Source organism: Sphingomonas sp. IC-11 (assembly GCF_021043365.1).
In the GTDB taxonomy this organism is placed as follows: domain Bacteria; phylum Pseudomonadota; class Alphaproteobacteria; order Sphingomonadales; family Sphingomonadaceae; genus Sphingomonas.
In genome coordinates this window covers 101,932-124,262 of sequence record NZ_JAJNDU010000006.1, presented here as the reverse complement: position 1 = coordinate 124,262, position 22,331 = coordinate 101,932, and the positions used below count along the sequence as shown (strand labels likewise).

At 65.1% G+C, this 22,331-nt stretch carries 25 protein-coding genes; 19 read left to right on the top strand and 6 right to left on the bottom strand.

Going from position 1 to position 22,331, the window contains the following annotated elements; translation table 11 throughout:
* The first annotated feature begins 25 nt into the window (after window positions 1–25).
* The 3 genes from LQ954_RS15365 to LQ954_RS15355 all read left to right on the top strand — a co-directional run bounded on the left by LQ954_RS15365 (window position 26) and on the right by LQ954_RS15355 (window position 1,372).
* Window positions 26–613, top strand: a complete 588-nt coding sequence (locus tag LQ954_RS15365; protein WP_415837151.1) for a DnaJ domain-containing protein — start codon at window positions 26–28, stop codon at window positions 611–613.
* A 110-nt stretch (window positions 614–723) separates the two neighbouring features.
* Window positions 724–1,062, top strand: coding sequence for an ATP-dependent Clp protease adapter ClpS (gene clpS, locus LQ954_RS15360; RefSeq protein ID WP_227772871.1), 339 nt, complete (start codon window positions 724–726; stop codon window positions 1,060–1,062).
* Window positions 1,063–1,081: 19 nt separating this feature from the next.
* Complete coding sequence (locus LQ954_RS15355; RefSeq protein ID WP_231023937.1) at window positions 1,082–1,372, top strand: hypothetical protein; 291 nt, start codon at window positions 1,082–1,084, stop codon at window positions 1,370–1,372.
* A 43-nt stretch (window positions 1,373–1,415) separates the two neighbouring features.
* Here LQ954_RS15355 and pyrC read toward each other — a convergent pair whose 3' ends face one another.
* Complete coding sequence (gene pyrC / locus LQ954_RS15350; RefSeq protein WP_231023936.1) at window positions 1,416–2,468, bottom strand: dihydroorotase; 1,053 nt, start codon at window positions 2,466–2,468, stop codon at window positions 1,416–1,418.
* Window positions 2,469–2,518: 50 nt separating this feature from the next.
* Here pyrC and ygfZ point away from each other — a divergent pair, with 50 nt between their 5' ends.
* Window positions 2,519–3,244, top strand: a complete 726-nt coding sequence (gene ygfZ, locus LQ954_RS15345) for a CAF17-like 4Fe-4S cluster assembly/insertion protein YgfZ (RefSeq protein WP_231023935.1) — start codon at window positions 2,519–2,521, stop codon at window positions 3,242–3,244.
* A gap of 239 nt (window positions 3,245–3,483) precedes the next feature.
* Here ygfZ and LQ954_RS15340 read toward each other — a convergent pair whose 3' ends face one another.
* Window positions 3,484–4,305, bottom strand: coding sequence for an LD-carboxypeptidase (locus tag LQ954_RS15340; RefSeq protein ID WP_231023933.1), 822 nt, complete (start codon window positions 4,303–4,305; stop codon window positions 3,484–3,486).
* Window positions 4,306–4,376: 71 nt separating this feature from the next.
* Here LQ954_RS15340 and LQ954_RS15335 point away from each other — a divergent pair, with 71 nt between their 5' ends.
* From LQ954_RS15335 to LQ954_RS15295, 9 genes are all read left to right on the top strand, one after another.
* Window positions 4,377–5,786 carry a glutamate ligase domain-containing protein gene (locus tag LQ954_RS15335; protein ID WP_231023931.1) on the top strand — a complete coding sequence of 470 codons (1,410 nt, stop codon included), beginning with the start codon at window positions 4,377–4,379 and terminating at the stop codon, window positions 5,784–5,786.
* Window positions 5,787–5,817: 31 nt separating this feature from the next.
* Window positions 5,818–6,072, top strand: a complete 255-nt coding sequence (locus LQ954_RS15330) for a DUF6356 family protein (protein ID WP_227772763.1) — start codon at window positions 5,818–5,820, stop codon at window positions 6,070–6,072.
* Window positions 6,073–6,154: 82 nt separating this feature from the next.
* On the top strand, window positions 6,155–6,871 hold the full coding sequence (locus tag LQ954_RS15325) for an alpha/beta fold hydrolase (protein ID WP_231023929.1): 717 nt from the start codon (window positions 6,155–6,157) through the stop codon (window positions 6,869–6,871).
* Window positions 6,868–7,581 carry a hypothetical protein gene (locus LQ954_RS15320; RefSeq protein ID WP_231023927.1) on the top strand — a complete coding sequence of 238 codons (714 nt, stop codon included), beginning with the start codon at window positions 6,868–6,870 and terminating at the stop codon, window positions 7,579–7,581. The genes LQ954_RS15325 and LQ954_RS15320 overlap by 4 nt, the downstream gene beginning before the upstream one ends.
* Before the next feature lie 12 nt (window positions 7,582–7,593).
* Window positions 7,594–8,049, top strand: a complete 456-nt coding sequence (locus tag LQ954_RS15315) for a VOC family protein (protein WP_227772766.1) — start codon at window positions 7,594–7,596, stop codon at window positions 8,047–8,049.
* Window positions 8,049–8,465: a VOC family protein gene (locus tag LQ954_RS15310; RefSeq protein ID WP_231023926.1), complete on the top strand. Its 417-nt coding sequence runs from the start codon at window positions 8,049–8,051 to the stop codon at window positions 8,463–8,465. The genes LQ954_RS15315 and LQ954_RS15310 overlap by 1 nt, the downstream gene beginning before the upstream one ends.
* Entirely contained in the window at window positions 8,449–9,186 is a 738-nt protein-coding gene (gene gloB, locus LQ954_RS15305; protein WP_231023925.1) for a hydroxyacylglutathione hydrolase, read from the top strand. The genes LQ954_RS15310 and gloB overlap by 17 nt, the downstream gene beginning before the upstream one ends.
* Before the next feature lie 36 nt (window positions 9,187–9,222).
* Entirely contained in the window at window positions 9,223–9,645 is a 423-nt protein-coding gene (locus LQ954_RS15300; protein WP_231023924.1) for a hypothetical protein, read from the top strand.
* A gap of 76 nt (window positions 9,646–9,721) precedes the next feature.
* Window positions 9,722–11,044 (top strand): cystathionine gamma-synthase family protein, encoded by a 1,323-nt coding sequence (locus LQ954_RS15295; protein WP_231023923.1) that lies wholly within the window; start codon window positions 9,722–9,724, stop codon window positions 11,042–11,044.
* Window positions 11,045–11,109: 65 nt separating this feature from the next.
* Here LQ954_RS15295 and LQ954_RS15290 read toward each other — a convergent pair whose 3' ends face one another.
* Window positions 11,110–11,781 (bottom strand): TetR/AcrR family transcriptional regulator, encoded by a 672-nt coding sequence (locus LQ954_RS15290; protein WP_231023922.1) that lies wholly within the window; start codon window positions 11,779–11,781, stop codon window positions 11,110–11,112.
* Between the two features lie 155 nt (window positions 11,782–11,936).
* On the opposite strand from LQ954_RS15290, the gene LQ954_RS15285 reads away from it, so the two are divergent.
* The 3 genes from LQ954_RS15285 (at window position 11,937) to LQ954_RS15275 (ending at window position 14,907) form a co-directional block, all read left to right on the top strand.
* Window positions 11,937–13,154 (top strand): LLM class flavin-dependent oxidoreductase, encoded by a 1,218-nt coding sequence (locus LQ954_RS15285; protein WP_231023920.1) that lies wholly within the window; start codon window positions 11,937–11,939, stop codon window positions 13,152–13,154.
* Window positions 13,151–13,996: an SDR family oxidoreductase gene (locus tag LQ954_RS15280; protein ID WP_231023919.1), complete on the top strand. Its 846-nt coding sequence runs from the start codon at window positions 13,151–13,153 to the stop codon at window positions 13,994–13,996. Before LQ954_RS15285 ends, LQ954_RS15280 begins: the two co-directional genes overlap by 4 nt.
* Before the next feature lie 521 nt (window positions 13,997–14,517).
* A complete protein-coding gene (locus LQ954_RS15275; RefSeq protein ID WP_231023918.1) occupies window positions 14,518–14,907 on the top strand; it encodes a hypothetical protein in 390 nt (129 codons plus the stop codon).
* Between the two features lie 164 nt (window positions 14,908–15,071).
* Here LQ954_RS15275 and LQ954_RS15270 read toward each other — a convergent pair whose 3' ends face one another.
* Window positions 15,072–16,595, bottom strand: coding sequence for an NAD(P)/FAD-dependent oxidoreductase (locus LQ954_RS15270; RefSeq protein WP_231023915.1), 1,524 nt, complete (start codon window positions 16,593–16,595; stop codon window positions 15,072–15,074).
* A 161-nt stretch (window positions 16,596–16,756) separates the two neighbouring features.
* On the opposite strand from LQ954_RS15270, the gene LQ954_RS15265 reads away from it, so the two are divergent.
* The 3 genes from LQ954_RS15265 to LQ954_RS15255 all read left to right on the top strand — a co-directional run bounded on the left by LQ954_RS15265 (window position 16,757) and on the right by LQ954_RS15255 (window position 19,622).
* Window positions 16,757–17,839, top strand: coding sequence for a zinc-binding dehydrogenase (locus LQ954_RS15265; protein ID WP_231023914.1), 1,083 nt, complete (start codon window positions 16,757–16,759; stop codon window positions 17,837–17,839).
* Window positions 17,836–18,852 carry an alpha/beta fold hydrolase gene (locus tag LQ954_RS15260; protein WP_231023913.1) on the top strand — a complete coding sequence of 339 codons (1,017 nt, stop codon included), beginning with the start codon at window positions 17,836–17,838 and terminating at the stop codon, window positions 18,850–18,852. The genes LQ954_RS15265 and LQ954_RS15260 overlap by 4 nt, the downstream gene beginning before the upstream one ends.
* 335 nt (window positions 18,853–19,187) lie before the next feature.
* Window positions 19,188–19,622, top strand: coding sequence for a hypothetical protein (locus LQ954_RS15255; protein ID WP_231023912.1), 435 nt, complete (start codon window positions 19,188–19,190; stop codon window positions 19,620–19,622).
* Window positions 19,623–19,675: 53 nt separating this feature from the next.
* Here LQ954_RS15255 and LQ954_RS15250 read toward each other — a convergent pair whose 3' ends face one another.
* Complete coding sequence (locus tag LQ954_RS15250; RefSeq protein ID WP_231023911.1) at window positions 19,676–20,356, bottom strand: nitroreductase; 681 nt, start codon at window positions 20,354–20,356, stop codon at window positions 19,676–19,678.
* 146 nt (window positions 20,357–20,502) lie between these two features.
* A complete protein-coding gene (locus tag LQ954_RS15245) occupies window positions 20,503–22,329 on the bottom strand; it encodes a DUF885 domain-containing protein (RefSeq protein ID WP_231023909.1) in 1,827 nt (608 codons plus the stop codon).
* Window positions 22,330–22,331: the final 2 nt, after the last annotated feature.

Genomic DNA, 22,331 nt, shown 5'->3' with positions numbered 1-22,331 from the left:
CGGTTTTGCTGGGGATGTTCTGATTTTGGCGAAGGATCGGCCGAACGCGCGTTTTCACGGGAGGATCGAGGGCAACCGGCCGTGCGAAGCGCCCGGATGCGAGGCGGCTGGCGAGTTCCGCGCCCCGCCGCTGGAAGGCCCGGGGGGCGATGGGCCCGGCACATATCGCTGGTTCTGCCTCGACCATGTCCGCGCGTTCAATTCGAGCTACAATTACTTCGACGGCATGACGGCGGAGGAGATCAACCGCGCGCAGCGGCCGATGGCCGGCTGGGAACGGGAGACCCGCGCCTTTGCCCGTGCCGGCGGCGGTGATCAGGGGCCGCGCTGGGCCGATTTCGCCGATCCGCTGGATGCGATCGGCGCGCGGTACCGCCGCGAAGTCGCGCCCGAACGTACCGATGGCAAGCCGCTGTCGGGACAGGACCGGGCGAGCCTGAAGGTGCTGGGCCTCGCGCCCGACGCCGACCGCACCGCGCTGCGCAAGCGGTACAGCGAATTGGTGCGAAAATATCATCCCGACCGGAACGGCGGGGATCGCAGTCATGAGGGAATGTTGCAGAAGGTGATTGCCGCGTATCAGCAGTTGCGGCAGGCGCCGGCCTTCGCCTGAGCGGCGGAATTCGGCAGAATTCTGTCGTGCGGCGGCAATGCTGGGCCCTTGCCCTCGATAGGCGACGTGCCATATTTCAGGCGGTGACGATGACCAGCTTTCAGATCGACATGGCGGAACGACGGGAGGACGGCGGTCGCGAGGATGGCGGCGGCACCGGCGTTGGCGTGGCGACTCGGACCCGCGCCAAGGTCAAGGAGCCGACCCCGTATCGCGTCCTGATGCTCAACGACGATTATACGCCGATGGAGTTCGTGGTGCTGTGCCTGCAGCGCTTCTTCCGCATGAATGCCGAGGAAGCGACCCGGGTGATGCTTCACGTTCACCAGAAGGGCGTCGGCGTGTGCGGCGTGTTCAGCTACGAAGTGGCGGAAACCAAGGTGGGGCAGGTGATGGATTTCGCCCGTGCCAACCAGCATCCGCTGCAATGTACGCTCGAAAAGGCCTGATCGCCCCCGGGCGGCCGCTATGATCCTGGCATTGTTGCTTGCCGCGGCGGCTCCCGCGGCTGCGGAGCGCGACGCCTGGTACGCGTGCCTTGAGGATTTCACGCAGGTCGCGATGGCGAGTTCCGGTACGCCGGCGACCATCGCGCTCCAGACCGAACAGGCCTGTGCCGCGGAGCGGAAGGCGTTCCAGATCGCACTGTTCCGCTCCCGCACCGTGGACGGCGATGCCGGGGCGCTGACGGCACGCTTCGCCGCCGAGGACCGTTCCGCCTACGAATATGTGATCGCTCTGGTCGATCGCCTGCGCTGACCGGCGGCGGTCGCCGGCTCTAGTGAAGGCGGCGGGCGCCTGCTCAGTCCACCATTCGCCAGCCGAGCGTTTCCCCGGCATGGAACGGGACCACGGATAGTGCATCATCGCCGATCCGGTCAGGTACGCGCACCTCGGTGCGCTTGAGCGTCACCGTGCCTTCGTTCAGCGGCAGGCCGTAGAACCGTGCGCCATTCTCGCTGGTGAACGCTTCGAACCGATCCAGCGCGCCTTCCTCGTCGAACACCCGCAGGTAGCTTTCGAGCGCAAAGGGCGCGTTGAAGATGCCGGCGCAGCCGCAGGACGATTCCTTGGCCTCCACGACGTGCGGCGCGCTGTCCGTGCCGAGGAAGAACTTGGGCGACCCCGACACTGCCGCCTGACGCACGGCGAGACGGTGCGTCTCGCGCTTGGCGACGGGTAGGCAATAGGCGTGCGGGCGAAGGCCGCCGTCGAAGATCGCGTTGCGATTGATCAGCAGGTGCTGCGGCGTGATCGTCGCCGCGACATTGGCGGGTGCTTCGGCGACATATTGCGCCGCCTCGGCAGTGGTGATGTGCTCCATCACGATCTTCAGCGCGGGAAAGTCGCTGACCAGCCGCCGCAGGATACGATCAATGAACACCGCTTCGCGATCGAAAATGTCGATGTCGCGATCGGTCACCTCGCCGTGGATCAGCAGCGGCATGCCGATCGCCTGCATGCGCTCCAGCACGGGCGCGAGCGCGAAGATGTCAGTCACGCCGTGCGCGGAGTTGGTGGTCGCATGCGCGGGATAGAGCTTGCACGCGGTGAACACGCCCTCGGCATGGGCGGCAGCAATCGCGTCGGCATCGGCCTGATCGGTCAGGTAACAGGTCATCAGCGGCGTGAAGCCGGCATCCGCCGGCCCGCTATTCGCCGACAGGGCGGTGAGGATCCGATCGCGATAGGCGCGCGCCGCATCGGCGGTAGTCACCGGCGGGGTCAGGTTCGGCATGATGATGGCGCGGGCGAACTGGCGCGCGGTGTGCGCTGCGACCAGCTCCAGCATCGCGCCGTCGCGCAGGTGGACGTGCCAATCGTCGGGGCGGCGGATGGTGATGCGGTCGGTCATGCGGGTCCTGCGATGCTTGGAATGCGCGCGCGATCCCCTAGCTTGTCGGCATGACTGATGCCACCACCCCTGCAACGACCCTGATCGACCGCGCCGTGATCCGCCTTTCTGGGGAGGACGTGCGCGGCTTCCTGCAGGGATTGGTGACGAACGACGTTACGGGCCCGCTGCCGGTCTGGGCTGCGCTGTTGTCGCCGCAGGGCAAGGCGCTGTTCGATTTCATCATCTGGGGAGAAGGCGACGACTTGCTGCTCGACTGTGAAGCCGAGCAGGCGGACGCGTTGGCCAAGCGGCTGACGCTGTATCGCCTGCGTCGTCCGATCACGATTGCGCGCGATCAGGCGCTGGCTGTCCATTGGTCGCGAGAAGGCGAGAAGGGGGTATCCGATCCGCGTCTGGCGGCGCTGGGTCGCCGGTGGATCGCGCCAGCGAGCGGGACGGCAGCGGAGGGCTGGGTAGCCCATCGCTTGTCGCTCGGCGTGACGGAGGGCGTGGCGGAGCTTGGCAGCGCAGAAACCCTATGGCTGGAGTGCAATGCTCGTGAACTGAACGGCGTCAGCTTCACCAAAGGTTGCTATGTCGGGCAGGAAAATACGGCCCGGATGAACTACCGCTCGAAGGTTAACCGGCGCCTGGTGGTCGCTCCGATAAGCGAGCCGGGCAGCCGCACCCGCGCGACCTATCCGGAGCTCGGCCTGATGGTGGAGCATCGCCGCATCGAATCGCTCGCCGATGCGCTGATTCCCGCATGGCTGGCCGGGGCGCTCGCGGAGTAGACGGACCGGAACTTCCCGCCCGCCCGTCATCCCCGCGCAGGCACGGATCCATATGCGCCGGTCTCGCGAGAGCGCTCTATGTCAGGTCATGGATTACCGCCTGTGCGGGGATGACTCGCGGTGATTGCCCACCCAGCACCGCCGGCCCTCAGCTTGTCGAAGACCGTGCCCACAGGAAGGCGCATCGTGAAATGCGCGTGTTACAACAGCGCAGCGGCCGCTGATCTTGCGCGCACGCATCACGCCATTCCGAACGGCACCACCCGATTGGTTTGCGTATGGCCGATTTCCGCTTGCCCCAGGAACGGCACGCCCATGTCGCGGCACCAGCGCTCGATCATCACCGACAGCGTCTCACCCCAGGGCGGGTTATTGTCCTTCACCCCAGTCACCGCGCCCAGCCGCACGCCGGCAATGCCGCGCAGCTGCGTCGCGTTCGCCATGGTGAAAAGCAGTCTGTCGATGTTGTACATCGGCTCCGACACTTCCTCGATCAGGATCTCGTGGTCGGTGAGGTCCGGCAGCCAGGGCGTACCGATCAGTGCGCCCAGGATAGCCAAGTTAAAGGCCGCCGCCGGGCGCTTGCCAAGCCCCGGCTCCAGTCCCTGGCGCTCGCCCCCCGCGATCCAGCCGAGCGATCGTGCGACCGTTGCATCGCCCCCGCCGGCGCTGCGCAGAATGTCGGTCGGCATCGGTCCATGCGCCACCCGCCCGATCCGGCGGGCGTAAAGCGCGCCCAGCATGAATCCCATGTCGGAATAGCCGACATATTTCTTGCGCCGTGCCGCATCGTTCAGCCGCGGCATGACGTGATCGAGGATCCTGTTGGACCCATAGCCGCCGCGCGCGAACCAAATCGCCTCGAACCCCGGGTCATTGGCGAATTCGAGAAAGGCGGCCGCACGCCGCGCGTCCGGCCCCGCGAAATGGCCGTCGCTTTCCCAGCATTGCGGATGAAAGATCAGCTCGACATCGGGATAGGCAAGCGCGGCGTAAGCGGTGAGCGGCGCCACCATCTGTGGGTTGGCGGTGTTCGCTGGCGCGACGATCCCGATTTTCATGAGGGCCCGATCTTCATACGTGTCGCCGCCTTCGCCTTGCCCGAATACGCCGGCGGCGATAGCCCGCTGCCATGCAGGACGGCAACATCGCAGGACAATCCTTCTTCTTTGTGGGCGTGGGAGGCTCCGGGATGATGCCGCTGGCGATGATCCTCGCCGGACGCGGCGCAGTCGTTGCCGGATCCGATCGCGGGCTCGATCAGGGGCGGGTGCCGGCGAAGTTCGCGGATCTGGAGGCAAAGGGCGTGCGCCTCTTTCCGCAGGACGGCAGCGGGATCGTGTCGCCCGACCAGATCGTCGTCGCCTCCGCCGCGGTGGAAGCCACGGTGGCCGACATGGTGGCGGCGGACCGGCTCGGTTGCCGCCGGATGAGCCGCGCGGAGCTGAACGCTGCCCTGTTCAACGCCAGCCGTTTGCCGATCGGCGTGGCCGGGACCAGCGGCAAGTCCACCGTCACCGGGATGATCGCGCGCATCCTCCACGATGCCGGGCTTGATCCCACCGTAATGAACGGCGCCGTGATGAAGGATTTCGCCGGCGCGGATCGCCCTTTTGCCAGCGCGCTGGTCGGGACGGGCGAACCCTATCTCAGCGAGGTGGACGAAAGCGACGGCTCCATCGCCCTGTACGCGCCGCGCATCGCAGTGCTGAACAACGTCAGCCTGGATCACAAGTCGCTGGAGGAGCTGAACGTCCTGTTCGGCGATTTCATCGGCAAGGCGGCTCATGCCATCGTCAATGCCGGCAACCCCGATGCCGCCGCCCTGGCGATGCGCTTGCCGCGTGATCGCGTCACGACCTTTGCGCTGAACGGCGAGGCCGATCTGACTCCGCTCGATATTGAGGAGGAGCCATTTGCGGTCTCTTTCACCCTGCGTGGCACGCGCATTCGGCTGAATGTGCCCGGCAAACACAACGTCGCGAACGCGCTGGCGGCAATCGGTGCAGCGCTGGCGGCGGGCATTGCGTTCGATACGGCAGCAGCCGCGATCGCCCGCTATACCGGGTTGAAGCGTCGATTTGACCTCGTCGGGGAGGCGGGCGGCGTCGCGGTGATCGACGATTTCGGGCACAATCCCGACAAGATCGCCGCTACCCTGGCGACACTCCACGCCTTTCCCGGCCGCCTGCTCATGCTGTTCCAGCCGCACGGCTACGGGCCCCTGAAAACCATGCGAAAAGAGCTGGTTGAGACCTTCGCCCAAGGCCTCGGCTCGGACGATCTGCTTGTCCTCCCGGATCCGGTTTACCAGGGCGGGACAGTGACGCGGGAGGTGACCAGCGGCGACATCGTCAACGATATTGCCATCGGCGGCGGCAACGCCCGCCACATTGCAGATCGCGCCGCTGCCGCGGCGCACCTTGTTGCGAATGCGCGTGCTGGCGATCGCATCGTGGTGATGGGCGCCCGCGACGACACCTTGCCGCTGCTGGCGGCGGAGATGGTGGCGCAGCTCGGTGCGCGTGATACTATCGCCTGAACGACGACGAATTCACTAGGGAACCCTTCCTATGCTGCGCCGCCTGTTCCTCGATCATCCCGCCTCGGTCGGGGAGAGCTATGCCGAGCATTTCGGCGTTGCCTCACGCTTTGGTGCCCGGATGATGGCGGGCGGTGTCGGTGCCCTGGTCCACGCCGTGCTGCCATTTGCGTTCAAAACCACCGGCAGTCGCACCATCGCTGAGCTGCATGCCGAGATGGTGGCCAAGCGAACGGCGAAGCGGGACGCCGAAACGCAGCTCAAGACGGTCGAATATGTGATCTGACGAGGGTGGGCCGGGTGGCTCGGCGCAGCTACCCGGCCCTCTCGCCTTTCACTCGCCGCTACCCGTCGCTACATCGCGAAGGATGACCTCCGCACAGCGACCCCGCCTTGCCTATCACCTCACCGAAGGCGCCGGCCCAACCATCGTCTTTCTTCCCGGCTATGCCTCCGACATGACCGGCACCAAGGCGCTCGCGCTGGAAAAGTGGGCGCAGGACAGCGGCCGTTCCTTTCTCCGGTTCGATTATGGTGGCTGCGGCGCCAGCGAGGGGGCGTTCGAGGAACAGTCGCTCATCGACTGGCGGGACGACGCCCTCGCAATGATCGACCATGCGGTTCAGGGTCCGGTGGTACTGGTCGGTTCCTCGATGGGCGGATGGATCATGCTTCTGGCGGCGCTTGCCCGTGCCGACAGAGTCGCTGCCATGGTAGGAATCGCCGCGGCGCCGGACTTCACCGACTGGGGCTTCAGCCAGGAAGAAAAGCTCTACATCCTTCAGCATGGTCGGCTTGAGCGACCGAACCCGTACGGTCCGCAGCCGACGGTCTACACCCGGCGTTTCTGGCAGGCGGGCGAAGCCAGCCGGCTGATGCATGGTCCGATCGCCTTGGACATGCCGGTGCGGCTGATCCATGGGCAGCGCGATGCTGACGTGCCGTGGGCGCAATCGGTTCGGCTCGCAGAGCTGATCCGCTCCGACGATGTTCAGGTGACGCTGGTCAAGAACGGCGACCATCGCCTGTCGCGCGACGAAGACATCGCCTTGTTGATCCGCACGGTCGAGGATGTGCTGCGATGATCCTGCTCGGCCTTGCTTTGCAGGCCGCCGCCCTGCCGCCGGCAGAAAACTGTGCTGCAATGGCCGCCAGCGACCCGGTGGCGGCAGAGCGGCGCGCGAGCGCGGATCGAAGCGCGAGCGGGCGTGCCTGCCTGGGCATCGCGCTGACGGGGCAGGATCGCTTCGTTGAAGCGGCATCGGCATTCGAGGAGGCCGCCCGGGTGTCCGAGCTCGCCCGCGACGGCTCGGCAGCGCGATACTGGGCACAGGCGGGCAATGCCTGGTTGGCGGGACAGGATCCGACCAAGGCGCGCGCTGCGCTCGACGCTGCTCTTGCGGCGGGAACCCTGACCGGCCTTGAGCGGGGGGAGGCTGCCCTCGACCGGGCTCGCGCTCTTGTGGCGCTGGGCGATGTCAAAGCCGCGCGTGGCGATCTTGATCTGGCGCTGAAGGATGCGGCGGACGATCCGCTGGCTTGGCTGCTTTCCGCCACGCTGGCGCGGCGTACCGGCGATCTGGTGCGGGCCAAGGCGGATATCGGCCAGGCGCTTCGGCGCTCCGCTGACGACGCGCAGGTGCAGCTGGAAGCCGGCAATATCGCGGCAGCGAGCGGCGACGAAGCAGGCGCCAAGGCTGCCTGGACCGAGGCTGCACGGCTCGCGCCCGATCGCCCGGCGGGCCAATCCGCCGCTCGTGCGTTGACGCAATTCGCTGCCGACCAACAGAAGTAACCTGGAGGATAGATGCGTTATCTCCACACCATGATCCGGGTCGCCGATCCGGAAAAGACCATTGCCTTCTTTGAGGTGCTGGGGCTGAAAGAAGTCCGCCGCATGGATAGCGAGGCAGGCCGTTTCACCCTGATCTTCCTCGCGACGCCGGAGGATATGCGCGGGCCAGGCGAGCGTGCGCGTGCCGAGGTGGAACTGACCTACAACTGGCCTGCCGAGGACGGCAGCCCGGCGGAGGAATATACCGGCGGGCGCAATTTCGGGCATCTCGCCTATGATTGCGACGACATCTACGCGACGTGCCAGGCGGTGCTGGACGCAGGCTACACCGTTCACCGCCCGCCGAGGGACGGCTATATGGCGTTCGTGAAGACGCCGGACGGCATTTCGATCGAACTGCTGCAGCTCAATGGTCCGAAGCCGCCACAGGAACCCTGGGCGTCGATGCCGAACACCGGCACCTGGTGATGCCGGCGCCCGCGCGACTGATCGTGAACCTTGATGTTCCCGATCTCGCGCGGGCGGAGCGTTTCTACTGCGACGTATTCGGCGTGACCGTCGGTCAACGGCTTGGTGGCGGCGCGGTCGAACTGCTTGGCCTGGAAGCGCCGCTGTATCTGCTGGAGGTGGCCGGTGGCAGTGTGGCAAGCCGCGCTTCCCCGGCGGTGCGGGACTATCGCCGTCACTGGACGCCGGTGCATCTGGACGTGGCAGTCGAGGATATCGACCGTGCCCGTTCCGTCGCGATTGCCGCAGGGGCCGTGGACGAAACTGGCGTGCGCGATGCACCCTATGGGCGGATCGCAACCTTTGCCGATCCGTTCGGCCACGGCTTTTGCCTGATCGAATTCAATGAAGGGGGCTATGATGCCATCGCCACTTGAGATCGTCCGCGTGCCCGTGCTGAGCGACAATTACAGCTGGCTGGTCCACGATCCGGACAGCGGCGCCACCATGGCGATCGATCCGGGCGAAGCGCAGCCGTTGCTTGATGCCGCTGCGGCGCGGGGGTGGACGATTGGCGAGATCTGGAACACGCACTGGCACCCCGATCACGTGGGCGGCAATGCGGCAATCGTCAGCGCCACGGGCGCGAGCGTGACCGCACCGGAGGCCGAGCGCGCAAAGATCGGCGCAGTCGACCGGGGTGTTGGCGAAGGTGACACGGTAATGCTCGGCGATCATCGCGCAACGGTCTTGGCGGTACCCGGCCACACCCAGGGCCATGTCGCCTTTCATTTCGCCGACGATGCCGCCATCTTCACCGGCGACACGCTTTTCGCCATGGGCTGTGGGCGGTTGTTCGAGGGTACGCCGGCCGACATGTTCGGCAACATGCAGCGTTATGCCCGATTGCCGGCCGAAACGCGCGTTTACTGTGGCCACGAATACACCCAGTCTAACGGCCGCTATGCGCTGGTCGCGGAGCCGGAGAACGCCGCAATCAGGGAACGGATGACTCGGGTCGACGCAGCGCGCGCCGCTGGAGAAGCGACCATCCCAACCACGATCGGGGAGGAATTGGCCACCAACCCGTTCCTGCGCGCGCAAAGTGCCGAGCAATTGGGCGAACGCCGCACGGCGAAGGATAATTTCCGCGGGTGACGGCGTTATGCGGATGAGCGGCGGGCAGGAGTGACGATGATGGCCAAGGTACTGATATCCTTCGCGCTCGCGGCTGCCGCTGGGGCTGCTGCCATGTCTGCCGCCAGCGCGGCCGACGATCGCCGGCCCGGTCCCTACACACGCGAACAGATCCGGGTGGAAAAGGAGCTTGCGCGTCTGCAGCCGCAGCAGCCGGTCGATTGCATCGACACGCGCTTCCGCAACATCTCCCTTCGGGCGATCGGTGACAAGCTGATCTATCGCGAAAGCCGCAATCGCATCTTCGTCTCCCAAACCGCTGGCGGGTGCGAGAATGTCGCGCGCGGCGACGCCTTGGTCACGCGCCAGTTCGGCCCCCGGCTGTGCCGCGGCGACATTGCCACCACTGTCGACCGTGCGGCCCGTTTCCCGACCGGCAGCTGCGCCATCGGCCCGTTCACGCCTTATACTGCCGGTTGATCGCCAGTTCGGGGTGTTGGTGCTAGCTGCAGCGTCTGGCGCTGAATGCGCCCCTATTTCCTAGCGGAGCCAAAGAATGACCAAGGAAACCGAAGCCGATCTTACCGGCGTTGCGCCGCGTGTATCGCCCAAGCCGGCGGTGGACGAGATCGGCGGACGGAAGCTGAAGCCGGCAACGCTGATGATGGGGCATGGCTATGATCCGGCCTTGTCCGAAGGCTCGCTGAAGCCGCCGATCTTCCTCACCTCCACCTTTGTGTTTCCCAACGCCGCGGCCGGCAAGCGCCACTTCGAGGGTGTTACCGGCAAGCGGCCGGGCGGCGCGGAAGGGCTCGTCTATTCGCGCTTCAACGGGCCGAACCAGGAGATCCTGGAGGATCGCCTTTCCGTCTGGGAAGATGCCGAGGATGCGCTGATCTTTTCAAGCGGCATGTCGGCGATCGCCACCTTGTTCCTGTCCATGGTGAAGCCCGGCGATACGATCGTCCACTCCGGCCCGCTTTACGCCGCCACGGAGACGCTGATCGCCCGCATCCTCGGCCGCTTTGGCGTGCACTGGCTCGATTTCCCCGCCGGCGCGACACGCGAGGAAATCGATGCGGTGCTGTCGAAGGCGGCGTCGGGCAATGTGGCCCTGATCTATCTCGAAAGCCCCGCAAACCCGACCAACGCGCTCGTCGATGTGGAGGCAGTTGCGGCGAGCCGCGACGCGATCTTCACCGGCGCGAACAAGCCGCCGATCGCCATCGACAACACCTTCCTTGGTCCGCTGTGGCATAAGCCGCTGCGCCATGGCGCCGACCTCGTCGTGTATAGCCTCACCAAATATGCCGGCGGCCACAGCGATCTCGTTGCTGGCGGTGTGCTTGGGTCGAAGGCGCATATGGACACGATCCGGCTGATGCGGAACACCATCGGCACGATCTGCGACCCGAACACCGCCTGGATGCTCCTGCGCAGTCTGGAAACGCTGGAACTGCGCATGAGCCGTGCTGGCGAGAATGCGGCCAAGGTCTGCGCCTTCCTGCGTGATCACCCCGCGGTCGAGAGGGTCGGCTACCTCGGCTTCCTCGAAGGCGGCAGCGATCAGCGGCAGGCCGACATTTACCGCCGCCATTGCAACGGTGCCGGCTCCACTTTCTCCCTGTATCTGAAGGGTGGTGAAGCGGAGGCGTTCGCGTTCCTGGATGCCTTGAAGATTGCCAAGCTGGCGGTGAGCCTGGGCGGCACGGAGACGCTGGCGAGCCACCCGGCCGCCATGACTCACCTGTCGGTGCCGGATGCGCGCAAGGCCGCGCTGGGGATCACCGACAATCTGGTGCGCATCTCGATCGGTGTGGAGGATGCGGACGATCTGATTGCCGACTTCGCCCAGGCCCTGGACGCGATCAGCGGCTGAGGCCGCGCATCGGCAACTCGCGTGATTGTCGTCGCGCCGGGCAAACCGGCGCGACGGCAGTATTATCAGGCTGCGGCGAGCGGCGTTACACGATGCCGTAGCAGGTCCTTTTGATAACCATGCAGTCGACGTTCCAATTTTGCTGCCGCCGCGTCGCTTGCTGCGCCGCGCAATGTGAGAGCGTAGCCGTAGCCAACGTGCGCTTCGAGCTCGTGAACTTCGACGCTCCCGAGCACCCACGCCAGCATTGCCGCGACATAGACGGAATCAAGCGCGCGCAAGAGTGGGTCGATCTCCAGATCCGGGAGCAGCGCACCCTCGCCGCTGGCTTCGTTCAGAAGCGCCCACCAGAAGCCGTAGCGTTGCGGTGTTTGCAGTTCGCCGCGCAATTCCTTGCTGTCGAAGCGCAAGGCCTCGGTCCACAAGGTACGATAGAAATCGGGATCGTCCGCGAGGTAGGCGAGCGAGATGGACACCGCCTGAAAGATCCGGTCGATCGCGCCGACACGATGGAGTTGCGAAAATCGTTCGTGGAATTCGCGAACATCCTCAAGAAGCGCGATGACAATGGCGCGCTTCGATCCGAACAGGTTGTAGGGCGTCGTCAGTGACACGCCGGCCCGTGCCGCGATGGCGCGCATCGACAGGCCCGTATCGCCCGTTTCCTTGATCAGATCGCGTGCCGCGGCGATGATCCGACGACGACGTTCTGCCTTGGCGTCCTCTCGCCGGCTCATCCCTTTATCCTTCGCATCTGCAGGGCAGTAGGCCGCGGGGCGGCCGGCTGCAACGCCGCGGCGCCCCTGATTACCATAACGCGTTCAAAAAGTGTCTAGTCACGCGAGCATGCCCGCCCTAGCATCCGCCACAAAGATGATCGGAGGAGAGAGAGATGGCCGGGGACAAAATCCGTTTCGGCGCCTTCATTGCGCCGTTTCACCCGCTGAACGAAAATCCCACGCTTGCGCTGGAGCGGGATCTCGACCTCGTCGTGCATATGGACAAGCTTGGCTTCGACGAGGCCTGGTTGGGTGAGCACCATTCCGCCGGCTACGAACTGATCGCCAGCCCGGAATTGTTCATCGCTACGGTTGCCGAGCGTACCCGCCACATCCGCCTGGGGACGGGCGTGTCGTCGCTGCCCTATCACCATCCGTTAATGCTGGCAGATCGTATCAACCAGCTGGATCATATCACGCGGGGTCGCGTGATGTTCGGCGTTGGCCCAGGCGCGCTGCCTTCCGACGCCTTCATGATGGGCATTCCGGTGTCGCGGCAGCGCGATCGCATGGACGAGGCGCTGGACGTGCTGGTGCCCTTGCTGCGCGGCGAGCAGGTGACGAAGAAGACTGACTGGTTCGAGCTGAACGAGGCGCGGCTGCAGATGCTGCCGTACAGCCGCCCGTCGGTGGAGATCAGCGTTGCCAGCCAGGTGTCGCCATCAGGCGCGACGGCGGCTGGCCGGCACGGGCTTGGGCTGTTGTCGATTGGTGCGACCCAGACCGGCGGGTTCAACGCACTGACCTCGAACTGGGCGATTGCGGAGCAGCAGGCCGCCGAAAGCGGGACAAAGGTGGATCGCAGTCAGTGGCGGCTCGTCGGCCCCATGCATGTGGCGGCATCCCGTGAAGAGGCGCGCGCGCAGGTTCGCGCCGGCCTGGACAAGTGGCTGTATTATTTCCGCGAAGTGGCGGCTTTGCCGCTGGCGCCCACCGATGGCTCGGATCCGGTCGATGCGATCGTCAACTCCGGCATGGCAGTTGTGGGTACGCCGGAGGATGCGGTGAAGCAGATCGAGCGCCTGCGCGAGCAGTCAGGCGGCTTTGGCGCCTTCCTCCTTCTCGATAACAATTGGGCCGAATGGGAGAACAAGAAGAAATCCTATGAAATGATCGCCCGCTATGTCGTGCCGGAGGTGAATGGCATGAACGCCAATCGCCAGGCTTCGATCGAATGGGCGGCCACCAACCGGCCACGGTTCATCGGCGAGGCGCAGGCTGCCGTCGGGGCGCGGCTGGCGGAGCATATCCAGAAGAAGGGAACGGAAAACATCCGTCCCGAAATTCTCGCCGCGATGGGCCTCGACAAGAAGGCGGAGGCCGCGGAGTGAGCGCCGCCGCAAACGGCCGAAAGGCGATCTTCATCACTGGCGCGGCCTCCGGCATGGGGTTGGAAACGGCGCGGCTGTTCGCCCGGCAAGGCTGGTTCATTGGCGGCGTCGACATCAACGAGGCTGGGCTGGCACGGTTGGAGCAGGAGCTGGGCAGCGACAACTGCTTGGTCCAGCGTCTGGATGTAACCGACCGTACGGCCTATGCGGCGGCACTGGATCGGTTCGCCGCGGCCAGCGGGGGTCGGCTCGACATTCTCTACAACAACGCCGGCATCGGCCGCGGCGGGCCCTTTGCGGATCAGCCTTGGGAGGACGTGCTCGCCGTCGTGAACGTGAACTTCGTCGGAGTGTTGACCGGCATTCACCTAGCGATCCCGTTGCTGAAGGCTACGCCGGAGTCGATGTGCTTCACCACATCCTCCTCGTCGGCCACTTATGGCATGCCGATGATCGCGGTCTATTCGGCCACCAAACATGCGGTGAAGGGGCTGACCGAGGCGCTGGCGATCGAGTTGAAGCCATACGGTATCCGCGTGGCGGACGTGCTGCCGGCGCTGATCGACACGCCGATCCTTCCCGAAGGCGCAGCAGCAGCAGCACCGAAGGCAGGCGTTTTCCGTGCGATCCCGCCGCGCGAAGTGGCCGAGACGGTCTGGGAAGCATATCATAGCGATCGCTTGCACTGGTATGTTCCGCGCGAGCTGGTCGCGCTGGACCATATGGCCACGTTGCACCCGGAACAGACCCGCGACGAGATGGCGGAAGGCCGATTGTTTGCCACGATCGACGCACAAGTGGCCGCAGCCACACCGGTCCCGATCGGCGCTACGGCAGGTTGAACACGGGTGCGGGCGCGGAACGGCGCCGCTCGCTCATCCTCCGGTGCGTGTTGAGGGCAGAATAGTCATGGCAAGATGGGTGCTTAGCTTGCCGCGAAGCAGTGTCGGCGACTACCTTCGCTGGCAACAGCGTTGCAGCGTTTAAGTGGTGCTCCCTCGAACCCCGCCCGTTACTCGGCCTCTCTTCAGTACCGCTTTTCGTTGGTGATGCGCTCTGCCCTTAGGGGAAGTTGTGCCGTAATCCTGCGTGACTCGAGCAACGAAGTGACCTAATAGATTGTGAGCGATATAAGTCCGTCGGGTCGTGTAGAGGTGATGTGGGCATATGTTCCAGCACGACTCCCTGACGCGAATGCTTGTTCCAGTCACTTCGATTGCTGTTCCGGAGCCTGGCGCATCGCGAATTAGCGTCGGTACATCCGCTGCCTTATCTGCTAAGTCGGGATCTCAGGCGCTCGGCGGAGCGGTCTTGTGGTCATGCCGGAACGATTGCTCCCCAGACCTGAATGGGGGAGAAAACCATGGCTGACGATACACTGGCCGAGCTGGCGCGCGCGATACTGGCGGTTCGGCGCGATCGCCGCCGGGAATTGCCAGCGGAGCTGTTCGGCGGCGAACTCGCCTATGAACTGCTTCTCGTCCTGTTCGTGGCAGATGCGCGCGGCGAGCGGTTGACCGGCTTCACCGCACTCGAGCAGATCGGCGGGGTGAGCGCCACGGGCCGCCGATGGATCGAGTATCTCACTCGAGAGAAGCTGATCCTCGGCGACGGCGAAGGGGACCTGAGCGATACGCTTACCCTGACCGCCAAGGCGCTGAACGCCCTTGAGGGCTGGCTTTCGCGGGCGCGCGAGACGTTGGACGGCTTTCCCGGGGATAATGACCCAGCTTGGGCGCGCATATCCCGGTGACGTTCGGAACGATATCGGGAGTGATTGGCCTTGATCCGGAGGTGCTTGGCCTCGACCGGTTGTTCGTTGGAGCACCGTCGATGCTGGCCGATCATCGCCGCGGCCGGCCCGGATAGCGCGGCGCGGCGTACCAAATCGTCGGTTCGGAGCTCGCTTCGCCGATCTCAGGCTGCCTCCAGCAAATCGGCGCGGGCATCAAGGCCGATGGTTGCCATCAACTCGGGACGGTCAGGCCCAGGCTGCGGCGCATAGGCATCGGCGTTGAGGCGTCGCCCACGCGCCCAATAGCCAAGCACCTTGCTGAGATTCTGCGGACGCTTCAGCCAAGCCTCAGGATGTTCGAGCATGTGGAAGCCGCGCATCATTGCCCGCATTAGCTGAACATCGGACCGGGCTGCGATCGTGATGCCGTCTTCCACGAAGCTTTTTGCCAATCGTGCCTTGAGCCGCGGCCGATGGTCCGGCGTGAGGGTGGCGCGGGCGCGGCGAATGGCGGCGCGATCCTGCTTCAGCATGAGATCGTAATAAGGCCTAACCTCCGCCAGGATGCCGCTGTCATAGATGCCCAGCCGGGCAGCAGGATCGCGCGTGCTGTCCAACGCGCGGCGCAGGACTCCGGCACTGACGGCGGCGAGCGAACAGCCCCGTCCATAAAGTGGATTGGTGCGCACCAACGCGTCGCCAATGGCGAAGAAACCCAGCACTGCCGGTCTGCCATCCACCATGAGGCTACGCCATCGGCTGTGCAGATCGCCCATGCCGATGACCTTGCCCACCGGCTCCGATGTGGCGGGATCCACCCATGGGGCCATGCCGGGCATGGCCATGCAGATGCGCTGGAAAGTGTCGCCGTCCATGACCGCCTTGCGCAGCTCATGCTCGATTTCCGGCACGCAAAGGGTGATCGAGAAGCGGCGATTGTCCGCAGGGAATACGCCGAACTTGAGATAGCCAAGATCGCCCGAGGCGGGCACGTCGCCCCGCGGCGGCTCCTCCTGCCCATCGCGCAGGCGATAATGGCGGGTGAAATAAAGGACGCCCGCCGTCTCCGCCGTTTCGGCGATCGGGGCACCGGCCTTGATGAGCTGTTCGATAAGGTTCGCCGCCTTGCCGCCAGCGTCGACTACCATTTCGGCGGTGATTTCCTCGCGCCCGTTCGCCGTATCCGCGGCGACACCCGTCACCACCATCGTGCCCTCAATGTTCTTGTGGAACAGCGGGCTGCGCACCTTCACGCCGCTGCGGATCGATACGCCGGGAAGACGCTCGACATAGCGGCGGATCACCAGCTCCAATGTGGTGCGGCGGCTGGTGAGAATGGTGAGATCGCTGTCACCCGGCGCCGGCACATAGGTCGCCTTCAGCTTGGGCGGCAGCATATCCTGAAAGGTAATGTCGCGGCAGCCGGCGGCGTAGAGATCCTCCAGCAGCCGGGGATGTTCGTCGCGGATGATGTTGCGCAATCGCGCCAGAAAGGCGTGGCTCTGACGCAGCTGGCTGACGCCGCGGCGCTGCCATTGATCGAACGCGACATCGGGCCCACCCTCCGGCGGCGCTTCGTCGCGCTCCAGCAGGGTAACGCGACGCGATCCGCCGCCGAGGCGAAGCGCCGTGCACAGGCCCGCGATGCCGGCCCCGACGACGATCACCTGCTCGCCCGACGCGCCTGAAATGGTGCTGCCCGACATTCATCCCTCCGACATTTTGGCGACATATATTTCCAAAAACGATCAGCCGCAATAAATTCGAACGCGTTATGAATATGCGGCTTGCGCCCGCCAACGGCAGGGGCCACGATGCGGCAACGATCCGGCGATCACGTCGGACAATCGGAGAGGGAGGGGCTGCGATGCGGGCCGTGGTGAGACGCAACAAGCAATTGATCTGCGACGAGGTGCCCGATCCGGTACCGGGCCAGGGCGAAGTGCTGGTGAAGACGTTGGCTTGCGGCATCTGCGGATCGGATCTTCACGCCGTCCATTCATTCGAAAACATGCTGGAGCTTGGCGCGCGCACGGGTGAAAAGCCGCGCACGGATCCGTCCAAGGACATGATCTTCGGTCATGAATTTTCGGCCGAAATCCTGGATCACGGCCCTGGTTCGGCCAAGACGCTGAAAACGGGTACGCGCGTCGTCTCCATGCCGATCGCGATGAAGCCCGAAGGCTATGAAGCGATCGGATATTCGAACACGTACCCGGGCGGTTACAGCGAGCAGATGGTGCTGAGCGAGGCAATGCTCCTCGAAGTGCCCAACGGCCTGTCCGATGTGCAGGCAGCCATGACCGAGCCGTTTGCAGTGGGCGAACATGCCGTCGCCATGTCTGCGGCTGGCGCGGATACGGTGAACCTGGTCATCGGCTGTGGCCCAGTGGGCCTGGCGGTGATCGCGGCGCTGAAATCGCGCGGGCTGGGGCCGGTGGTGGCGGCGGATTTCTCGCCTGCCCGGCGCGCGGTCGCGGAGAAGATGGGCGCCGACATCATCGTGGATCCAGCGAGAGAATCGCCGCACACGAAGTGGAGTGAGCTGGGCGTGCCGCGCACGTCCTCGGAACGGATGGCCGCCATGATGACCGGCCAGACCGGCAAGCGCGCGATCGTGTTCGAATGCGTCGGCGTGCCAGGCGTTCTCCAGAACATCATCGAATCGGTGCCGGTCAGCACCCAGGTGATCGTGGTGGGCGTGTGCATGGAAACGGACAAGATCGAGCCGTTCCTGTGCATCAACAAGCAAATCGATTTCCGGTTCGTGCTTGGCTACACGGCGGGCGAGTTTGCCGCGACGCTGACCAACATCGCCGACGGCAAGATCGACGTTCTCCCGGCAATTACCGACGAGGTGGGCCTCGACGGCGTCGCCGCTGCCTTCGCCGCGCTCGCTGACCCCGAACAACAGTGCAAGGTCGTCGTCCGACCGGGAGTGACCGCATGAGCTCGGCCGTGAACGATGTGATCGAAGCGCCGCGGGCGCTCGCGGAGGCAATGCCACCGGTACAGTTCGTGGAAACGAACGGCATTCGCATGGCCTATTACGAGGTCGGGCCGAAAGGCCAGGGCGTGCCCGTGATCTTCTGCCACGGCTTTCCCGAGCTCGCCTTTTCGTGGCGCCACCAGTTGGACGCATTCGAAAAGGCAGGTCGTTGGGCAATCGCGCCGGACCAGCGCGGCTATGGCCTGACCAGCCGGCCCGAGAAGATCGAGGATTATGACCTGGAGCATCTGACCGCCGACATTGCCGGCATGATGGATGCGCTGGGCGTCGAAAAGGCGATCCCCTGCGGCCATGACTGGGGCGGCATGGTGGTGTGGCAGTTCGCACTGCGTTACCCCGAGCGATGCGCCGGCGTGATCGGGGTGAACACGCCGTTCCTGCCCCGCGGCGAGATCGATCCGATCGCCGGCATGCGCGCGGCCTATGGCGACGACATGTACATCGTCTGGTTCCAGAAGCCGGGCGAGGCGGATGCGGCGCTGGCAGCGGACCCGGAGCGGTCGATGCGCTTCTTCATGCGCAAGCCGCAGATGACGCTGAAGGAATATGAGCAATTGCCGGCCGAGCAGCGCACGCTGGCGCTGGGCGAGGGGCTGAAGCTCTATGATCCAGCGAACGATCCGCAACAGTTCCTGAGCGATGACGAGATCGCTGCATTCGCCGGGACCTTCGCGGAAACGGGCTTCACTGGCGGCATCAACTGGTATCGCAACTTCACCCGCAACTGGCAGAATTCCGTCGATCTGGTCGAGAAGGTCGAGGTGCCGTCGCTGATGGTGATGGCGGAGAATGACGTGGTGCTGAGCCCCGCGATGACCGAGGGCATGGAGCGCTACGTCCCCGATCTGGAGCGGGTGCTGGTGGAGAAGTCCGGGCACTGGACCCAGCAAGAATTTCCCGAGGAGGTGAACCGAGCGCTGCTTGGTTGGTTGGACAAGAGGTTTCCGGGCTGACGCCGGCCCGAGTGTCTCGGGCCTAGCATTTGGCGGGTTGCTTGATTCTGGGCTGAGCTGGGGGGAGGAGCGGAACTCCGCCCGTTCGGATGAGCCGGTCGGAGGTACAGGCCGCGGCACTCCACGCGGTTGACTTCGGCAGGCTCGGCTCGTTTCGGCGAGTGTGAGGGTATGGCTCGTGTCGGCAGATGGATGGCTGTCGATGCGGGCTGTGCCTTTGCCGGGGGCACAAGCGTGGATGATGGGGGTTGGTCTGCAAACGTTCAGTTGCGGACATACCCATTTGCGGGAACCCTACGCGTCTTGGCAGGGACTTGTTGATGCGGGGAAACCGAATGGCGCGCGGTGTGATGCTGGCAGTTGCGGTTGCTGCCGCCGTCGCCGGTTCCTTCATCGCTCTTGGAACGCGCCCGGACGGCATCGCTGACTACTATCGTGACACGCTAACCAGACCGGCGTTTACCGTTTGGGTCTTCGGCCTAGTAGTAGCCACGCTGTCCCCACCCATCATAGGGATAACCTTCTGGTTCAGCTCGACAAGAAGTCGCCGCGGCTGGCTTCTTCACTTTCTTCTTTTGCCCGCTAGCTACGCAATTGTACGCGGGGCCATTGCTATCATGCTGATGGTCGCCGGTGAGCCGGACAATGATGGTCTGACAGGATGGGCTACCGAACCCGCCGTCATGCTGATGCTGCTTTGCCCGCTGGTGTACTTCGCCGCTCTTGCTTTCACAAAATCGCATAGGCGCGCGCCCGCGCACGGCAGCTAACCAAAAGCCGCCATTTCGCTCGTGCTATACCCGGCTTGCGCGCAGCGCTCTGCCTAGTCCGCAAATCCCACGAAGCGCGCCGCTTCGCTGACCGACTTGCGGCGGGAGACGACGGCATTGGCGGGGAAGCTGTCGTCGGGCCAACCCATGGCGACGCAGGTCTGGATCACCTGATCGTCGGGAATGCCGGCGTGTTCGCGGACCACCGGCGATTGCATGATGCCCTGGCTGTTGATGACGCAGCCCAGGCCGCGCGACCAAGCGGCGTTGACGAGGGCGGTGGTGACGGCGCCGCAATCGAACGGTGCAATGTCGCTGCCGAGCAGGACGCGATCATAGGTGACGACGATCGAGACGGGGGCGTCGAATTGGCGAAAGCCGCGCAGCACCCAGTCGTGGCGCTTCGCCTTGTCCTCGCGCGCGATGTCCATGGCGCCGAAGAGTTGCTTGGCGATCTCGATCTGCCGCTCGCGGTGGACCCCGGCATATTCCTCGCCCAGGCGGAATTCGCGCGAATGGGGCACGCCGGCGAGGTTGCGCTCCGTGTTGCCGTGGCGGATGCGGTCGAGCGGTTCGCCGGTGACGACGGTGAAGTTCCACGGTTGCGTGTTGAGCGAGGAGGGGGAGCGCATCGCCAGCGCTAGCACTTCCTCGATCAGCGTGCGGGGGACGGGATCGGGCTTGAAACCGCGGATGCTGCGGCGGCCGTTCACGACGTCGTCATAGGTCTGCATTGATGCCTCTCCCGTATTTTCCTCCGCACATAACCAAGTCCGTCATCCCCGCGAAGGCGAGGATCCATAGACGCTGAGGCTGGCGAAAAAGCCGGTGCGGTAGCGCTCATGGATCCCCGCGTGCGTGGGGATGACGGATCGAGTGGTCAGGCCTTCAGCATCCGCTCCGTCACCATGCGCTCCAGGATGGTCAGCGGCATCGCGCCGTCGAGCAGTACCGCATGGAACTTGCGCGGGTCGAAGGCGGCGCCCTGCTTCTGCTTCACCGCATCGCGCAGGCGCACCCACACAGTGTGGCCGATCTTGTAGCTGCACGCCTGGCCCGGCCAGCAGGTGTAGCGATCGATCTCATTCTGGCTGCGACCCCGCGCGATTCCGGTGGTTGCGATGAAGTAATCGGTCGCCTTCTCCCGGCTCCAGCGCTTGTGGTGCATGCCGGAGTCGACGACGAGGCGCGTCGCGCGGAACAGCAGCGACTGGAGATAGCCGACCTGGCCGAGGGGATCGCCCTCGTACATGCCCATCTCATCCGCCAACTGCTCGGTGTAGAGCGCCCAACCCTCGGTATAGCCGCTGAAGCCGCCGCGGCGGCGGATGAGCGGGATGTCCTGCGATTCGAGCGCGGTCATCACCTGCAGGTGATGGCCCGGCACCGCCTCATGGTACGACAGGGTTGCAAGGCCGAACTTCGGACGGTCGAAGCTATCGCGCAGGTTGATGTAATAGATGCCCGGGCGCGACCCATCGAGCGAGGCGTTCTGGTAATAGCCGCCGGGAGCCCCCGCCTCGATCGACTTGGGCACGCGGCGGACCTCCACCGGCGCCTTCGGGATAAACGAGAATTGCTCTGGCAGGCGCTTCTGCATGGCGATGACCTGCGAATTGAGCTGCGCGATCAGCTGCTCCTTGCCGGCATCGGTATTGGGATAGACCTGATCCGGGCGCTTGTTGAGCGCGACCAGCCGCTCGCCGACGCTGCCCTGCGTCATGCCCTGCGCCTTGAGGATGCCGTCGATCCGGTTGCTGATTTCTGCCACCTGCGCGAGGCCAAGGCGGTGAACCTCCTCGCCCGGCATGGCGACGGTGGTCGCAGCCTCGACGGCGGCGGCATAATAGGCCTCGCCGTCGGGCAGGCGCCACGCGCCGGCGTCGTGCGACGCGCGGCCGCGCAGCTCGGTCACCAGCGCACGCTGGCGATCGAGCGCGGGGAAGACCTGATCGTTCATGATCTTCGTGACCTCGGCGACGCGTGCGTCGGGGAGGTTAGCGGCCTTCAGCTTGCCGGCCAGCGCCGTGACCGGCACCGTGGACGCTGCCGGCTGATCGCGCAGGCCGCCCATCAGCTTCAGCGTGGTGTCCAGGATGTAATCGGGCGCGAACACGCCGCGTGCGGCGTCTGCCCGCTGGCGCTCGGTATCCTGATCAATGGCGGTGGCGAAGGCGGCGACACGGGCGACATAGGCGTCGGCGTCGGCGGCATCCTTGATGCGGTGCTGCGCGTCGAGGAAGTCGGGCACCTCGCGATAAGCGCCGGTGAGCTGGGTCAGGATGTAGGGCGCGAAGCGGCCCATGCTGGCGCCGTACGTGAACTTCTCACCACCTGCGATGCTGCGCTGGAGCTGGTACGACACGACCTCATAGTCGAGCCGCGCCGCCGGGGAGAGCGAGGCGGGGTTGATCTTGCGCAGTTCCGCCAGCTCGCGCTTGGAGCGGGCAAGATCCTGTTGCGCGCCAGCGGCGGACCCGTCGTTCAGCTTCGACTTGAGGCCGGCACGCTCGCCGGTGTCCAAGCCCAGCGCAGTGGCGCCTTCTGGGTTTTCGCCGATGCGATCGTAGAAGAAGCGGTCCAGCAACGTGCGCAGCTTGGCGTCGTTCGCGTTGGTGCCGGCGGCGGCAGCCTTTTGCGCTGCAGCCGGAACGGCGGTCGCCAGAGCGGCAGCGCCGGTGCTGCCAAGAAAGGTGCGACGATCCATGT

Bases quoted from the DNA above. Each gene is read 5' to 3' on its own strand.
- LQ954_RS15335 (WP_231023931.1), top strand. From the start codon at position 4,377: ATGCAGGACGGCAACATCGCAGGACAATCCTTCTTCTTTGTGGGCGTG.
- gloB (WP_231023925.1), top strand. From the start codon at position 8,449: ATGCCATCGCCACTTGAGATCGTCCGCGTGCCCGTGCTGAGCGACAAT.
- LQ954_RS15300 (WP_231023924.1), top strand. From the start codon at position 9,223: ATGATGGCCAAGGTACTGATATCCTTCGCGCTCGCGGCTGCCGCTGGG.
- LQ954_RS15290 (WP_231023922.1), bottom strand. From the start codon at position 11,781: ATGAGCCGGCGAGAGGACGCCAAGGCAGAACGTCGTCGTCGGATCATC.
- LQ954_RS15270 (WP_231023915.1), bottom strand. From the start codon at position 16,595: ATGTCGGGCAGCACCATTTCAGGCGCGTCGGGCGAGCAGGTGATCGTC.
- LQ954_RS15320 (WP_231023927.1), top strand. From the start codon at position 6,868: ATGATCCTGCTCGGCCTTGCTTTGCAGGCCGCCGCCCTGCCGCCGGCA.
- LQ954_RS15245 (WP_231023909.1), bottom strand. From the start codon at position 22,329: ATGGATCGTCGCACCTTTCTTGGCAGCACCGGCGCTGCCGCTCTGGCG.
- LQ954_RS15255 (WP_231023912.1), top strand. From the start codon at position 19,188: ATGGCGCGCGGTGTGATGCTGGCAGTTGCGGTTGCTGCCGCCGTCGCC.
- LQ954_RS15330 (WP_227772763.1), top strand. From the start codon at position 5,818: ATGCTGCGCCGCCTGTTCCTCGATCATCCCGCCTCGGTCGGGGAGAGC.
- LQ954_RS15355 (WP_231023937.1), top strand. From the start codon at position 1,082: ATGATCCTGGCATTGTTGCTTGCCGCGGCGGCTCCCGCGGCTGCGGAG.
- LQ954_RS15285 (WP_231023920.1), top strand. From the start codon at position 11,937: ATGGCCGGGGACAAAATCCGTTTCGGCGCCTTCATTGCGCCGTTTCAC.
- LQ954_RS15340 (WP_231023933.1), bottom strand. From the start codon at position 4,305: ATGAAAATCGGGATCGTCGCGCCAGCGAACACCGCCAACCCACAGATG.
- LQ954_RS15325 (WP_231023929.1), top strand. From the start codon at position 6,155: ATGACCTCCGCACAGCGACCCCGCCTTGCCTATCACCTCACCGAAGGC.
- LQ954_RS15295 (WP_231023923.1), top strand. From the start codon at position 9,722: ATGACCAAGGAAACCGAAGCCGATCTTACCGGCGTTGCGCCGCGTGTA.
- LQ954_RS15275 (WP_231023918.1), top strand. From the start codon at position 14,518: ATGGCTGACGATACACTGGCCGAGCTGGCGCGCGCGATACTGGCGGTT.
- LQ954_RS15250 (WP_231023911.1), bottom strand. From the start codon at position 20,356: ATGCAGACCTATGACGACGTCGTGAACGGCCGCCGCAGCATCCGCGGT.
- pyrC (WP_231023936.1), bottom strand. From the start codon at position 2,468: ATGACCGACCGCATCACCATCCGCCGCCCCGACGATTGGCACGTCCAC.
- LQ954_RS15315 (WP_227772766.1), top strand. From the start codon at position 7,594: ATGCGTTATCTCCACACCATGATCCGGGTCGCCGATCCGGAAAAGACC.
- ygfZ (WP_231023935.1), top strand. From the start codon at position 2,519: ATGACTGATGCCACCACCCCTGCAACGACCCTGATCGACCGCGCCGTG.
- LQ954_RS15265 (WP_231023914.1), top strand. From the start codon at position 16,757: ATGCGGGCCGTGGTGAGACGCAACAAGCAATTGATCTGCGACGAGGTG.
- LQ954_RS15260 (WP_231023913.1), top strand. From the start codon at position 17,836: ATGAGCTCGGCCGTGAACGATGTGATCGAAGCGCCGCGGGCGCTCGCG.
- LQ954_RS15310 (WP_231023926.1), top strand. From the start codon at position 8,049: ATGCCGGCGCCCGCGCGACTGATCGTGAACCTTGATGTTCCCGATCTC.
- clpS (WP_227772871.1), top strand. From the start codon at position 724: ATGGCGGAACGACGGGAGGACGGCGGTCGCGAGGATGGCGGCGGCACC.